The sequence below is a fragment of the Roseomonas sp. CECT 9278 genome (genome assembly GCF_918698155.1).
GTDB lineage: Bacteria > Pseudomonadota > Alphaproteobacteria > Acetobacterales > Acetobacteraceae > Neoroseomonas.
In genome coordinates this window covers 1-14,799 of record NZ_CAKKLX010000004.1, presented here as the reverse complement: position 1 = coordinate 14,799, position 14,799 = coordinate 1, and the positions used below count along the sequence as shown (strand labels likewise).

Below are 14,799 nucleotides of genomic sequence, written 5' to 3'. Positions count from 1 at the left end.
CGGGCGCGTCCTGTTCAGGCGTTGCCGACGGTGCCGGCCGGGCTGGCGCGGTCCTCGGCCTGCACGCCGAGGAATTTCAGCTTCCGGTGCAGGGCGCTGCGCTCCATGCCGACGAAATTCGCGGTGCGGGAGATATTGCCGCCGAAACGCAGCAGCTGCGCTTCCAGGTACTGGCGTTCGAACAGCTCGCGCGCCTCGCGCAGCGGCAGGGTCATGATCTCGGAACTGCGGTCGAGCTTCAGCACCGCGGGCGCCGCGGCGCCGACCTGAGGCGGCAGCATGTCGGGGCGGATCGCCTCGCGCGGCTCGCCCGGCGCCATGATGAGCAGCCAGTCGATCAGGTTGCGCAATTCCCGCACATTGCCGGGCCAGTCATAGGCCTGCATGGCGGCCAGCGCATCCTCGCTGAGCTCGCGCCGCGGCATGCCCGTGGTCTCGGTGGAGCGGCCCATGAAGTGGCGCGCGAGCATCGGCACGTCCTCGCGCCGTTCGCGCAGCGCGGGCACGCGCAGCGGCACCACCGCCAGGCGGTAGTACAGGTCCTCGCGGAAGCGCCCGGCGGCGATCTCGGCGGTCAGGTCGCGATTGGTGGTGGACAACACGCGCACATCCACCTTCACCCGCGTGCCGCCGCCGATGCGCTCGAAGCCTTGTTCCTGCAGCGCGCGCACGATCTTGCCCTGGGTCTCCAGCGGCATGTCGGCGATCTCGTCCAACAGCAGCGTGCCGCCATGGGCGCGTTCCAGCACGCCGGCGCGGCGCGGCTGGGCGGAGGCATCGGTACCGGCCTCGATGCCAAACAGTTCTTCCTCGAAGCGCGACGGGTTCAGCGTGGCGCAGTTCAGCACCAGGAAGGGGCCGTCGGCGCGGCGCGACCGCGCATGGATCATGCGCGCCGCCACTTCCTTGCCCGCCCCGGCCGGGCCGGTGATCAGCACGCGCGACCCGGTGGGTGCGACCTTCTCGATCGCGCCGCGCAATTGCGCGACCGGGCCCGACCCGCCCAGCAGGTCGGTCTCCGGCCCCGCGCGCAGGCGCAGCTCGCTGTTCTCGCGCTTCAGCTTGGCGGCTTCCAGCGCGCGCGAGACCAGCAGCAGCAGCCGGTCGGATTTGAACGGCTTCTCGATGAAGTCGTAGGCGCCCTGCTGGATCGCCTGCACCGCGGTCTCGATGGTGCCGTGGCCGGAGATCATGATGACCGGGACGTGCGGTTCCTCGACATGCAGGGCCTCCAGGATGCCGAGCCCATCCAGGCGCGAATTCTGCAGCCAGATATCCAGGATCACGAGCGAGGGGCGGCGCGCGCGGAAGGCGGCGATCGCCGAATCGGAGTTGTGCGCCTGGCGGGTCTCGTAGCCTTCGTCGGACAGGATGCCCTCGATGAGCGTCCGGATGTCCGGTTCGTCGTCGACGATCAGGATCTCATGCGCCATGCGCGACCTTCGCTCCCTCGCCCGCCCTGGTCGGGTCTGCCGTGACCTCCGCCGTCGCACGGACGGGGATGATCAGCGTGACCCGGGCGCCGGGGCCGTCTTCCCGGTCTTCCAGAACAAGCTTCCCGCCATGGTCCTCCATGATCTTCTTGACGATGGCAAGGCCGAGCCCGGTTCCCTTCGTCTTGTGAGTGACATAGGGCTCGGTCAGGCGGTCGCGGTCCTCCTCCTTGGGAAGCCCGACTCCGTCATCGGCGACCGCGATGGCGACCTGCTCGGCGGTCGCGGTGACGCTGGCCTCGATCCGCCCGGCGCCCTCGGCGGCGCGCATCGCCACCGCGTCGGCGGCGTTCTGCAGCAGGTTGGTCAGTGCCTGGCCGATCAGGCGGCGGTCGCAGGGGATCATCGGCGCGGGGTCGGCGAACTGCGTCGCGTAGGTGATCTCAGGGTGGGCGTCGCGCTGCAGAACCAGCGCGTCGCGCAGCAGGCGGTTGGGGTCCTCGGGAAAGATCACCGGCTGGGGCATGCGCGCGAAAGCTGAGAATTCATCGACCATCCGCCCGATATCGCCGACCTGGCGCACGATGGTGTCGGTGCACTGGCGGAAGGTATCGGGGTCGTCGGTGATCTGCTTGAGGTAGCGGCGCTTGAGCCGTTCGGCCGAAAGCTGGATCGGCGTCAGCGGGTTCTTGATCTCATGCGCGATGCGCCGCGCCACATCGGCCCAGGCGGCCTTGCGCTGCGCGCTCAGCAATTCGGTGATGTCGTCGAAGGTCAGCACGTAGCCCTCGACCCGCCCGCCCTGCATCTCGGCGCCCAGGCGGGCGATGAAGGTGCGGCGCGCATTGGGCTGGCCGGACCGGATCTCGGCGGTCTGCGGGCGGTCGGGCGTGGCGCGCGCGGCATCGATCAGGGGCGCGAATTCCGGCGCGACACCGGCCAGCGGCAGGCCGATCGCGGCATCGAGATCCACCCCCAGCAGCGCCGAGGCCGACCGGTTGGGCAGGTTCACCCGCCCCTCCGCATCGAGGCCGATCACGCCGGCGGTCACACCCGACAGCACGGTTTCCGTGAAGCGCCGGCGTTCGTCGATCTGGCGGTACGCCTCCATCAACTCGCCGCGCTGCGCGCCCAATTGGCTGGTCATGCGGTTGAAGGCGCGCGACAGGGAGGCGACCTCGTCATCCGCCTCGCCTTCCTGCACGCGGGTGCCGAGGTCGCCGGCGCGCACGCGTTCCGCCGCGGTGATCAGCCGCGAAATGGGCCGCGCGATCCGGTTGGCGATCAGCAGCCCCAGCAGCACCGCCCCCAGCAGCACCAGCAGCGTCGCGATGGCGAAGATCAGCACGAAGGTGATCTGCAAATCGCCCCGATTGCGGTCCAGCCGGTCGTATTCCTGGAAGGCGAGTTCCGTGGTCCGCATGTGGTCGAGCACGCCCGGATCGACCGGCCGGCTGATCATCAGCAGCAGCCCCGGGGCGATGTTGAGCTGCACCATGGCGCGCACGCGCCCCTCGCCGGATTCGCTCGGCAGCACCACCACCTCGCCGGCGCGCGCCGCCTCCAGCGCCCAGGATGGCGGCACGTCCACCACCGCCCCGGTGGTCAGCCCGGCCGAGGCCACCACCTGCCCCAGCGTCGGTTCCACCACCAGCGAATCGGTCAGCCCGCGGATCGCCGTATGGGTCGCCAGCAGCCGGGCGAAGGCGATCCCGTTTTCCGGCAGCAGCACGGGTGCGGCGCGGTTCAGGTCGTTCGCCATCGCCAGAATGTCGGCGCGGATGGTGTTGCGGTGTTCCTCCAGATAGGCGCGCGAGGCCACCAGCGAGGCCTCCAGCGTGTCCCGCACCCGGTCACTGAACCAGGACTGGATGCCGAGGTTGAAGAACAGCGCGGCGAAGCCCGCCACCAGGATCGACGGCCCGACCGCCACCACGCCGAACAGCAGCACCAGGCGCACATGCAGGCGTGACCCGGCCGACCCGCGCCGCCGCTCCACCCACATCCGTACCACGCGCGCCACCAGCGACGCCGCCAGCAGCAGCAGCACGGCCAGGTTCGCCAGGATGATCCCGACCACCTGCCCCGGCGAGGTCGGCCCGAGCGGCGTGCCGCCCGACAGCACCGCGAAGGTCGCGATGCCCAGCACCAGCGCGAGCAAGGCCATGCCGATGGTGGCGCTCGGCCCCAGCAGCGCGTCGCCGAGGCGCCGGCCCCAGGAGCCGGGCGCGGTGGCTTCGCCGGCGATCGGCCCCGGCGGCTGTGCGGCGCGCGATCCGGGGCGGCCGGCGGCGCGGCGGTGGAACAGGCCCATCATGTCAGGGCCTGTACATGGTCAGGACAATCCGCGCACCACCGGCAGTTCCAATTCCCGGATCTTCTTGCGCAGCGTGTTCCGGTTCAGCCCCAGCATCGCCGCCGCCTTGATCTGGTTGCCGCGGGTCGCCCCCAGCGCCAGGCGCAGCAGCGGGCGCTCGACCTCGGCCAGCACGCGTTCGTACAGGTCGCGCACCGGCATGCCGTCCTTGTGGGCGGCCATGAAGGTCGCCAGGTGGCGTTCGACCGCCTGTTCCAGCGTGGCGGGCATGGTTTGGCCATCGGGACCGGCGGGCTGCACGGCCTCGGCCAGCTCGGCGGCCACGGCATCGGCGCCGATGACTTCCTGCGGGTAGAGCGCGGCCAGGCGGCGCATCAGGTTCTCGAGCTCGCGCGCATTGCCCGGCCAGGCATGGCCCTTCAGCGCGTCCATCGCCTCGGCGGAAAGCTGCTTCGACGGCAGGCCAGCCAGCCGCGCACGGTCGAGGAAATGGCGCGCCAGCAGCGGGATGTCCTCCATGCGCTCGCGCAGCGGCGGCAGGCGGATCGGCACCACGTTCAGGCGGTAGAACAGGTCCTCGCGGAACAGGCCCTGGCGGATCAATTGCCGCAGGTCGCGATGGGTGGCGGCGACGATGCGGACATTGGCCTTGATCGGCTGGCGGCCGCCGACCGTGGTGAACTCGCCTTCCTGCAGCACGCGCAGCAGGCGGGTCTGCGCCTCGGGCGGCATGTCGCCGATCTCATCCAGGAACAGCGTGCCGCCGGCGGCCTGTTCGAAGCGGCCGATGCCGCGGTTCAGCGCGCCGGTGAAGGCGCCGCGTTCATGGCCGAACAATTCGGCCTCGATCAGTTCGCGCGGGATGGCGGCCATGTTGATGGCGATGAAGGGGCCGGCGCGGCGCTTGCCGTAGTCGTGCAGGGCGCGCGCGACCAGTTCCTTGCCGGTGCCGCTCTCGCCGGTGATCATGGTGGTGAGGTCGGTGGTCGTCAGCCGCGCGACGGTGCGGTAGATCTCCTGCATCGCCGCGCTGCGCCCGACCAGCGGCAGCTTCTCGCCCTCGCCATCCTCGCTGGCCGCGACCGCGCTGGGCGGCGCGGCCAGGGCGCGTTCGACAACCGCCAGCAATTCCTTCAGGTCGAAGGGCTTGGGCAGGTATTCGAAGGCGCCGCGCTGGGTCGCCTTGATGGCGGTGGCGAAGGTCGATTGCGCGCTCATCACCACCACGCGCAGCTCCGGGCGCACGCGGCGGATGCGCGGCACCAGGTCGAGCCCGTTCTCGTCGGGCATCACGACGTCGGTGATGACGAGGTCGCCCTCGCCATCCTCGACCCAGCGCCACAGCGTGGCGGCGGAGGAGGTGGCGCGGACCTGGTAGCCGGAGCGCCCCAGCGCCTGGCTGAGCACCGTGCGGATGGCGCGGTCGTCGTCGGCGATGAGGATGGTGCGCGCGTCAGTCATTGGGCGGTCCCGAAGCTTCCCGGCGGTGGGGTGGGCATCGAAAGCCGGAACACGGTCCTGCCGGGGCGACTGTCGCATTCGATCAACCCCCCCTGGTCCGCGACCAACTTCGCGACGAGCGCGAGGCCGAGCCCCTGTCCGCCCCGCTTCGTGCTGACGAAGGGTTCAAAAAGCGTGCCGCGGATCTCGTCGGCGATGCCCGGGCCGTTGTCGCGCACGCTGATCTGCAAAGGCAGGTGCACGCGGTCGGGGGAACCGGGCACGGCGATCCGCACGCCATGGTGATAGGCGGTGGTCAGCACGATCTCGCCGGCCAGCGGATCAACCGCTTCCGCCGCATTCTTCACCAGGTTGAGCAGGATCTGCACCAACAGGTCGCGATTGCCCCAGACCGGCGGCAGCGACGGGTCGTAGTCCTCGGCCAGCCGCAGATGGGCGGCGAAGCCGGTCGCGGCGATCCGCCGCACGTGGTCCAGCACCTGGTGGATATTCACCGGGCCGAGCTCGACCGGACGTTCGGAGAACATGTCGAAGCGGTCGACCAGGTCGCGGATGCGGTCGGTCTCGTCCTGCACCAGCTGGCACAATTCGCGGTCGCCGTCATTGGCGGCGGATTGTTCGAGCAACTGCGCCGCGCCGCGAATGCCCGAGAGCGGGTTCTTGACTTCGTGGGCGAGCATCGCCGCCATGGCCGAGGCACCGCGCGCCGCACCGCGGAAGTTCAACTGCCGATCGAGCATCTGCGCTGTCGAGCCATCCTGCAGCGTCAGCACCACGCCGCCCGGCAATTCGGGCAGCGGCGCGGCATGGACCGTGACGCCGCGGCGCGACAGGCGCGGGCTGTCCAGTGTCAGGTCATGGTCCGACACCCGCGCATCGAGGTGCCGCACCTGCGCGATCACCGCGAAGATCCGGCTGTCGGGCGGCAGCAGGTCAGCCAGCCCCATCTGCGACAGCGAGGCGATCGAGGTCTGGAAGAACTGTTCCGCCGCGGCATTGGCGCTGCGGAAGCGGTCCTCGGCATCCAGCACCACCACCGGCACGGCGATGGCGCCCAGGATGGCGGCGGCATCGGGCACCGCGCGGCCCTGCCAGGCCGAAGGGCGCATGGCACGGCGCAGCAGGCCGGATTTCATGCGGCGATGCGATCTTCGCCGGCCAGGCGGAAGGCTTCGCGCGCGGCCTCGACCCCCTGGTCGATCAACGGGTCGTAGAAGCGATGCACCAGCTCCAGCACGGCCTCGGGCGTCTCGCAGCGGTTCACCTCGACGCGGAATTCAGCCGAACCCGGCAGGCCCTTGGAATACCAGGCGACATGCTTGCGCGCGAGGCGCACGCCCGGGTCGCGCCCATGGTGGTCGAGCATGTCGGCGTAATGCGCGAGCAGGATGCGCTTCTGCTCGGCCAGCGCGGGTTCGGCAGCGTCGCGCCCCGACAGCCGCGCCGCCACCACCGCCGGCAGCCAGGGCCGCCCATAGCAACCGCGCCCGATCATCACGCCATCGGCGCCGGATTGGCGCAGCGCCTCCTCGGCATCCTCGGCGGTCAGGATGTCGCCATTCGCGATGACCGGGATCGTCACGGCCTCCTTCACCTTGCGGATGAAGGCCCAGTCGGCGGTGCCGGTGTAGAGCATCTGCCGCGTGCGCCCATGCACCGTGACCAGGCGGATGCCGCATTCCTGGGCGATGCGCGCAAGGCGCGGCGCATTCAGGCTGTTGTGGTCCCAGCCCATCCGCATCTTCAGCGTGACCGGCACGTCCACGGCGCGCACCGTGGCTTCCAGGATGCGCGCGGCGGCGACCTCGTCGCGCATGAGCGCGCTGCCGGCCGATTGCCCGATCGCGACCTTCTTCACCGGGCAGCCGAAATTGATATCCACGATCGCCGCGCCGCGATCGACCACCAGCCGCGCCGCCTCGGCCATGGTCGCGGGCTCGCAGCCGGCCAGTTGCACCGAGGCCGGGCCGCCGAAGCCGTCCACCTCGGCCATCTTCAGCGTCTGGCGGTTGGTCCGCACCATGGCCTGCGAGGCGATCATCTCGCTCACCACCATCGGCGCGCCCAGGCTGCGCGACAGCCGCCGGTACGGCAGGTCGGTCACGCCCGACATCGGCGCCAGGATCACCGGCAGGTCGATGGTGATGCCGCCGACCTGGATCGGCGCCAATCGCGGGGAGGAATGATTGCTCATGATTTGTGCAGAATAGGCGCTGCCCCGGCGTTCGGCAACAGCATTGCCGCGCAACCGCGCAGGCGGGGGCGGCATTGCCGCACGGCGCCGCGCCATTCATGCTGCGCCGCACAACGAACGCCGGAGTCTTCCCATGCCCAATCTCGACCGCTGGTCGCCCTATGCGCTCGGCCTGCTGCGCATCGTCGCGGCCGTCATCTTCCTCGAACACGGGACGCAGAAGCTGTTCGGCTTCCCCGAGCGCGCCGGCGGCGGCGCTGGCCCAGCGCTGTTCTCCATGTTCTGGGTCGCCGGCGTGCTCGAAATCATCGGCGGCGTGCTGCTGGCGATTGGCCTGTTCACGCGCCCGACCGCCTTCGTGATGTCGGGGCTGATGGCGGCGGCCTATTGGATCGCGCATGCGCCGCGCAGCCCCTTCCCGGTGCTCAATGGCGGCGATGCGGCCATCCTGTACTGCTTCCTGTTCCTCTACCTGGTCTTCGCCGGCCCCGGCGCCTTCGCGCTGGACAATCGCCGCAAGTAGGCTAAGCGCCGGCCCGGTTGCGGGCCGGAGACGCCAAGGATGATCGCTGCCCTTCTGATGGCCGCCGGCACCGGCCAACGCTTCGGCGCGCCGGTGCCCAAGCAGTACCTGCCGCTGCTCGGCCGCCCGGTGATCCGCCACGCGGCCGAGGCGCTGCTGCGCGAGGGCCTGGTGGACCGCCTGTTGCCGGTGGTCGCCCCCGGCGAGGAAGCCCATGTGGCCGCGCTGCTGGACGGGCTGCCCGCCCTGCCCCCGGTGGCCGGCGGGCCGACCCGCGCCGCCAGCGTGCGCGCCGGGCTGGAGGTGCTGGCCACCGACCCGCCCGCCATGGTGCTGGTCCACGACGCCGCCCGCCCGGTCATCCCGCCCGGCACCATCGCCGCGCTGCGCGATGCGCTGGCCCATGCGCCGGGCGCCATCCCGGCCCAGCCGGTGACCGATACCCTCAAGCGCGGCGCAGATGGGCGCATCCTGCACACCGTCCCGCGCGAGGGCCTGTTCCGCGCCCAGACCCCGCAGGCCTTCCGCTTCGACGTGCTGCTGGCCGCCCATCGCGGCGGCGATGCAACCGCCACCGACGATGCGGCGTTGCTCGAAGCCGGTGGCCTGCCGGTCGCTCTGGTCGCCGGCAGCGAGCACAGCATCAAGATCACCTGGCCGGAGGACCTCGCCCGCGTGGAAGCGCACCTGTCCGCCCATCTCAGCCCGCGCATGGGCACCGGTTTCGACGTGCATCGGCTGGTCGAGGGCCGCCCGCTCGTGCTGTGCGGCGTGACCGTGCCGCATCCGCTCGGCCTGGCAGGGCATTCCGACGCCGATGTCGGCATCCATGCGCTGTGCGACGCGATCTATGGCGCGCTGGCCGAGGGCGATATCGGCCGCTGGTTTCCCCCCAGCGAGGCGCAATGGAAGGACGCCGACAGTGCCCGCTTCCTGCGCCATGCGGCGGGGCGGATCGCCGCGCGCGGCGGCGTGCTGGCCAATGCCGACGTCACGCTGATCTGCGAACGCCCCAAGATCACGCCCCATGCCCCCGCGATGCGCGCGCGCCTGGCCGAGCTGCTGGGCGTGCCGATCGACGCCGTCTCGGTGAAGGCGACCACCACGGAACAACTCGGCTTCGCCGGCCGTGGCGAGGGCATTGCCGCCCAGGCCGCCGCCGTGGTGCTGGTGCCGCGGTGTGCCATTTCGTGATTCATTGTCTTTTTCCGAGACATGGATCTGGCGTATCCTGCGATCCGCGATTGCATCGATTCCGAACGCCACAAGCATGAACGCCGTCACCCTCGTCATCCCCGACCGGACCGTAGCCTGCCCGCAATGCGGGCGGCGCGGCGGCGCGGCGGATGCCTCGGCGGCCGCCTGCCTGTGCACCGCGCATGACGAGGCGCTGGAAGGGCTGGTCTCGCGCGCCGTCGCGATCGATCCCGAAGGGCGCGACCATCCGGTGCGGGTCGGGCTGATCGCGGCGATGCTGGCCGAACACCTCGGCATCGCGGCGGCGGAGCGCGCCATGCTGCGGCGCGCCGCCGTGCTGCACGACATCGGCAAGATGGCATTGCCGGAAGGCGTGCTGGGGCACAGCCATGTGCTCGACCCGGCGGCGCGGCGCGTCATGCAGCGCCATACGGTGCTCGGCGCCAGCATCCTGGCCCATGCGCGCGCACCCTGGATGCAGTTGGCGGCGACCATCGCGCTCAACCATCACGAGCGCTGGGACGGCAGCGGCTACCCGGCCGGGCTGGTGGGCGAGGACATCCCGCTGGCGGCGCGGCTGGTGGCGGTGGCGGACGTCTATGACGCGCTGCGTTCCGACCGCCCCTACAAGGAACCGCTGGCCCACCCGGCGGCCCTGGCGTTGCTGTTCACCGGCGACGATCGCATCGCGCCGGCGCAGTTCGACCCGCAGATCCTGGACGCGTTGCGCGCCCGCGAAGCCGAGATCGCCGCCATCGCGCATTGATGTTCGCGCAGGCGCCGGGCCGCCGTGTTCGCGGCCTTGGCTTGCGCGCCCTGGACGGGCCGGCCTGGCGCCGTTTGTGTTTCGCCCTCAGGCGCCGGGCGGCCGCATCCGCGGCCTTGGCTTGCGCGCCTTGGACGGGCCGGCCTGGTGCCGCTGGAGGCCTGGGCGCGGTCGCGCCCTGCGCTCCCGGATCGTGCAGGCGCACGATCCGCTGGGGGTGGAACTGGTGGTGGGCCTGCGTGCCGGCGCTGGCCCGGGCGCCGGTCACGTCAGCGCGGGCGCCCTCAGCTGGTCGATCACCGCCGGGACCTGGGCGATCGGCACCGGGCGGCCGAACAGGTAGCCCTGCGCCGCCTCGCAGCCCTCGGCGAGCAATTCGCGCAGCTGGGCCTCGGTCTCCACCCCCTCGGCGATGACGGCAATGCCCAGGCTGCGCCCCAGCCCGGTCACCGCCCGCACGATCGCCGGCGCATCCCCGCGCAGCGGCAGGTCCTTCACGAAGGACCGGTCGATCTTGATGCGGTCGAAGGGAAACACCCGCAGCTGGGTCAGCGATGAATGGCCGGTCCCGAAATCATCCATCGCGATGCGCACGCCCGCATCGCGCAGCGCCAGCAGCTGCGACAGCGCGGCGTCGCCATTCGCCAGCAGCACCGTCTCGGTCACCTCGAGCTCCAGCCGGCGCGGCGCCAGCCCGAATTCCTCCAGCAGCGCGGCCACGGTCTCGGGCAGCCGCCCGTCCTCGAACTGCGCGGGGGCCAGGTTGACGGCGACGCTCAGCGCGGCGGGCCAGCGCTTGGCGGCCGCGCAGGCGTCGCGCAATACCCAGTCGCCGATCCGCCGCATCAGGCCAAGCCGCTCCGCCATCGGCAGGAAGGCCGCCGGGCCCAGCAGGCCGCGATCGGGGTGGCGCCAGCGGATCAGCGCCTCGAAGCCGGTCACGATGCCCTCCGGCAGGGTGACCTGCGGCTGGTAGTGCAGCTCGAACTGGTCCTCGGCGACGGCGCGGCGCAGCGCGGCCTCCATCAGGCGCGCCTCCTGCCAGCGGGTATCCATCTCCGGGCTGAAGCGGCGCCAGGTGCCCTGGCCCTCGGCCGGCGCGTCGTGCCGGGCCATCGCGGCGCGGCGCAGCAGCAGCGCGGCCTCGGCGCCATCGGTCGGGGCCAGCGCGATGCCGATGCGCGGGGTGATCGCCACGGTCTCGCCAGCGATCAGGTAGGACCGGCCGAGCAGCTCCACCAGGCGCGCCGCCAGCGCGACCGCATGCGAGGGGTCGGTGACCTCGCCCTGCAGGACGGCGAATTCCTCCCCGGCCATGCGCGCCACCAGGTCGCCGTCGCGCACCGCCGCCTGCAGCCGGCGCGAGGCGGCGCGCAGCAGGTCCTCCCCGATGGCATGGCCGAGCACCTGGTTGACCGCGCGGATGCCATCGAGGTCGACCAGCAGCACGGCGCAGCCGCCGCGCCGGCGCGCCGGGCGATCGATGGCGGCGGCCAGCCGCGCTTCGAACATCGCGCGGTCCGACAGGCCGGTCAGCGGGTCGATGCCGCCGCCGCCGGCCAGCACCGTCTCGGGCGTGATGGCGAGCACCCAGGTCCCCACCGTTGCGCGCCGGATGCCGAAGCGCAGGCCCGGCGCGCCGGCCAGGCGCAGGTCGGCCTCGGGGTCGTGGTCCGGCAGGGTGGCCGTGAGGCAGGCGGCGGCGATCACCGACACTGCCTCGCGGTCCAGGCGCGGGCTGGCTTCCAGCAGGTCGCACACGCCCTGCGCGTGGCGCGCCGTGCGTTGCAGCCCCAGCAGCGCCGCCGCGCGGCCGCTGACCAGGCCGACCCGCAGGTCGGAATCGAAGCTGATGACGCCATCGGGCAGCGTCTCGAGCGCCGCAGCCGCCAATTGCCCCCGCCCCGGGGGCTTCTGGGGCTTCGGCGCGCCGCCGGCTTCGGCCATCCCGTCCATCGCGCGCTGTCGTCCTCTGCTGGCCGATCGCGGCCGGGTCGCGCCGGCAATGTCGCGCCGCAGGGATGAAGAAATCGTGGATGGAACGGCAGCGATGCCCGCGCAGGGCTGCGCCGGGGCGGCGGCGCAATCGGCAAAGCGCATCGGGCAGGCACCCGGCCCGTGGCGGCGATCGGGGCCCATGCAGGGGCGCACCAGCCCCGCGCGCGCGCCCGCATCGCAGCCGGGCGCGCCCAGCATCGGGAGCGCGGCGGGCCAGGCCGGGCGCAGGTCGTCAGGCATCCCGGCCCCCGTCACGCCGCGCCCGTCATGCTGCGCCCGTCACGCTGCCCTGGGCACGCCCCCGGCCGCGGCGAGCGCCCGCGCCTCGAGCCGGGCGCGCGTGGCGCGCGGGATCTGCCGGGCCGACTTGGCGTGCGGCAGCGCCATCTCGGTGATCTCGCGCCCGCCCGGATACAGCGCGTCGAACTCCGCGGCATTGTCGAAGGCGTCGCGGGCGATGTGGTCGCAGAAGGTCTCGACGGGCACGCCGTTGGCCAGCATCACCTCATGCGCCTCGGTCTCGATGTTGTAGTACACGAAGACCGGGGCGGGCGCGGGGGCGTGGCAGATCGACAGGCCGTTCACCAGCGCCTGCGCGACCACCAGCATGTCGTCCAGCACGATGCCGTGCTGGGGCGAGCAATGCAGGTCGCGATGCGGCACGCCGTCGGCCAGCGCGCCGGCGCGCAGGACAATGGGAAGGCCGCGCGCGCCGCGGGCGGAGCGCGCCTCGACCGTGGTGCGGCCGGCGAACAGGATGGGCACGGCGCGCCCATCCGCGGTCAGCACCAGGTCGCCGATGCGCAGCGTCTCGATGGCGCGCTCGCCGTCCGGCGTGGCGATCAGCGTGCCGGCGAGGAAGCACGGGGTGGGCAGGGTCTCGCCCGTCCCGGTGTATTCGACCCAGGCGATGTCATCGGCCACGAAGTCGCTGCCGTCGTCGCCGTCATTCGGGTCGATGTCGATGACGTTCCAGCCGCCCGGAACCGCCACCCAGACATGGCCTGCCGGTCCGCCATCCATCTGGACGGTGTCGCTGCCGCCGCCGCCATACATCCAGTCATTGCCCGGGATGCCGTTCAGCAGGTCGTTGCCGGCGCCGCCATTGAGCGTGTCGTTGCCGCCCCCGCCGCCGAGGTTGTCATCGCCGCTGCCGCCCAGGAGCGAATCATCGCCCTCTGCGCCGGCCAGCAGGTCGTTGCCGCCGCGCCCATCGAGCGTGTCGTCTCCCACGCCGCCGGAGGTGCCGATGACCAGCGAACCAAGGTCGTCGTACTGCGTGTCCGTCTCGTCGGTGCCGATCCACCGGTCGGCAGTTTCAGTCGGCAGGTTCTCCGGCCGGGGGTTGCCGTCCGCATCGTACCACTGCCCGGACATCGCGCTTTCCCTATCAGGAGCCGCGGGCCGCTGCCCGACGGTCCGTCAACTAGAGCGCGATGATCGCGAATCTCAATATTAATTAATTGGTTTCACGCGGCATTCACGCAGGCAGGCCTACCGGGCGCGTTCCAGCAGCGAGACGTAGTTGGCCACCGCCGCGCCCCCCATGTTGAACACCCCGCCCAGATCGGCCTTGGGCAATTGCATCGCCCCCGCCGTGCCGGTCAGTTGCATCGCCGCCAGCACATGCATCGACACGCCGGTGGCGCCGATCGGGTGCCCCTTGGCCTTCAGCCCGCCCGAACGGTTCACCGGCAGCCGCCCGCCCGCCGCCGTGACGCCATCGAGCACGGCGCGGCCGCCCTGCCCTTCGGCCGCCAGGCCCATCGCCTCGTATTCGATCAGTTCGGCGATGGTGAAGCAGTCATGCGTCTCGACGAAGGACAGGTCGCCCACGCCGATGCCGGCGGCGGCATAGGCGCGCGCCCAGGCCTCGCGCGCGCCCTCGAAGCGGGTGATGTCGCGCGCGGCGATCGGCAGGAAGTCGTTGACCTGCACCGCGGCGCGGAAGCGCACCGCCTTGGCCAGCCCCGCCGCGGTGTCGGCATCCGCCATCACCAGCGCCGCCGCGCCGTCGCTGACCAGCGAGCAATCGGTGCGCTTGAGCGGCCGCGCGACATAGGGGTTCTTCTCGCTCTCGGTGCGGCAGAACTCATAGCCGAGGTCGCGGCGCATCTGCGCCCAGGGATTGTCCACGCCATTGCGGTGGTTCTTGGCGGCGATGGCGGCCAGCGCATCCGACTGGTCGCCATGCTTCTGGAAATAGGTCTCGGCGATGCGGCCGAAGACACCGGCGAAGCCGCCTTCGATATCCTGCTCGGTGCGGCGATAGGACGCGGTCAGCAGGATGTCGCCGACCTTCGGCCCGGGGGTCGAGGTCATCTTCTCCGCGCCCACCACCAGCGCGATCCGGCCGCGCCCGGCGGCGATGAAGTCGCGCGCGGCATGGATGGCGGCGGAGCCCGTCGCGCAGGCATTCTCCATCCGCGTGATCGGCTTGAAGCGGAGTTCGGGCACCGACTGCAGCACCAGCGAGGCGGGGAAGCCCTGCGGCGTGAAGCCCTCCCCGAAGACGCCGACGAAGCCGGCATCGATCTCCTCCGGGGCGATGCCGGCATCCTCGATGGCGGCGCGCGCCACGCCGGCCATCAGCGATTCGAGGTCGGGGGCATCCTCGCGCTTGCCGAAGGCGGAATGGGCCCAGCCCACGATGCAGGCGTCGGTCATGGTGCAGCCTCCGTCGGTGCGGCGCGCGGCCGCCTGTGCGGAGTCGACGATAGCGGATCGCCGGGGCGGCGGGAAACCGCGCTCAGCCGCCCCGGGGCGCGGTGAAGGGCAGTGCGGGCCCCGAGGCCGGCGCGGCCGGCGATGCGGCCAGCCGCTCGCGCAGGGTGCCGACCGCGGCGGGCGGCGCGGGCGGCGGCGTGGCGGGGCACCAGCCCATCGCCTCGGCCCGCCAGGCGAGCATGG

The 14,799-nt window shown here is 71.8% G+C and carries 11 protein-coding genes; 3 read left to right on the top strand and 8 right to left on the bottom strand.

The window, feature by feature from the left end; genetic code table 11:
• Positions 1–14 precede the first annotated feature (14 nt).
• From LQ222_RS03685 to dusB, 5 genes are read right to left on the bottom strand one after another with little or no spacing between them, the layout of a single operon-like run.
• Positions 15–1,433, bottom strand: coding sequence for a sigma-54 dependent transcriptional regulator (locus LQ222_RS03685; protein ID WP_230164565.1), 1,419 nt, complete (start codon positions 1,431–1,433; stop codon positions 15–17).
• The gene (locus tag LQ222_RS03680; RefSeq protein WP_374202152.1) at positions 1,423–3,750 is read right to left on the bottom strand and encodes a PAS domain-containing sensor histidine kinase; all 2,328 of its coding nucleotides are present in this window, start codon (positions 3,748–3,750) and stop codon (positions 1,423–1,425) included. Before LQ222_RS03680 ends, LQ222_RS03685 begins: the two co-directional genes overlap by 11 nt.
• A gap of 18 nt (positions 3,751–3,768) precedes the next feature.
• Positions 3,769–5,211, bottom strand: coding sequence for a nitrogen regulation protein NR(I) (gene ntrC / locus LQ222_RS03675; protein ID WP_230164564.1), 1,443 nt, complete (start codon positions 5,209–5,211; stop codon positions 3,769–3,771).
• Positions 5,208–6,347, bottom strand: a complete 1,140-nt coding sequence (locus LQ222_RS03670; protein ID WP_374202151.1) for a nitrogen regulation protein NR(II) — start codon at positions 6,345–6,347, stop codon at positions 5,208–5,210. The genes ntrC and LQ222_RS03670 overlap by 4 nt, the downstream gene beginning before the upstream one ends.
• Complete coding sequence (gene dusB, locus LQ222_RS03665; RefSeq protein WP_230164563.1) at positions 6,344–7,405, bottom strand: tRNA dihydrouridine synthase DusB; 1,062 nt, start codon at positions 7,403–7,405, stop codon at positions 6,344–6,346. The genes LQ222_RS03670 and dusB overlap by 4 nt, the downstream gene beginning before the upstream one ends.
• Positions 7,406–7,538: 133 nt before the next feature.
• Between dusB and LQ222_RS03660 the strand changes: the two genes are divergently transcribed.
• From LQ222_RS03660 to LQ222_RS03650, 3 genes are all read left to right on the top strand, one after another.
• Entirely contained in the window at positions 7,539–7,928 is a 390-nt protein-coding gene (locus LQ222_RS03660; protein WP_230164562.1) for a DoxX family protein, read from the top strand.
• A 39-nt stretch (positions 7,929–7,967) separates the two neighbouring features.
• Positions 7,968–9,122, top strand: coding sequence for a bifunctional 2-C-methyl-D-erythritol 4-phosphate cytidylyltransferase/2-C-methyl-D-erythritol 2,4-cyclodiphosphate synthase (locus LQ222_RS03655; RefSeq protein ID WP_230164561.1), 1,155 nt, complete (start codon positions 7,968–7,970; stop codon positions 9,120–9,122).
• A gap of 76 nt (positions 9,123–9,198) precedes the next feature.
• Positions 9,199–9,891: an HD-GYP domain-containing protein gene (locus LQ222_RS03650; protein WP_230164559.1), complete on the top strand. Its 693-nt coding sequence runs from the start codon at positions 9,199–9,201 to the stop codon at positions 9,889–9,891.
• A gap of 264 nt (positions 9,892–10,155) precedes the next feature.
• Here the strand turns inward: LQ222_RS03650 and LQ222_RS03645 are convergent, their stop codons facing one another.
• From LQ222_RS03645 to LQ222_RS03635, 3 genes are all read right to left on the bottom strand, one after another.
• Positions 10,156–11,847 carry a bifunctional diguanylate cyclase/phosphodiesterase gene (locus LQ222_RS03645; RefSeq protein ID WP_230164557.1) on the bottom strand — a complete coding sequence of 564 codons (1,692 nt, stop codon included), beginning with the start codon at positions 11,845–11,847 and terminating at the stop codon, positions 10,156–10,158.
• A gap of 321 nt (positions 11,848–12,168) precedes the next feature.
• Positions 12,169–13,266, bottom strand: coding sequence for a Hint domain-containing protein (locus LQ222_RS03640; RefSeq protein WP_230164555.1), 1,098 nt, complete (start codon positions 13,264–13,266; stop codon positions 12,169–12,171).
• Between the two features lie 117 nt (positions 13,267–13,383).
• Positions 13,384–14,556, bottom strand: coding sequence for an acetyl-CoA acetyltransferase (locus tag LQ222_RS03635; protein ID WP_230164553.1), 1,173 nt, complete (start codon positions 14,554–14,556; stop codon positions 13,384–13,386).
• Between the last annotated feature and the right edge of the window lie 243 nt (positions 14,557–14,799).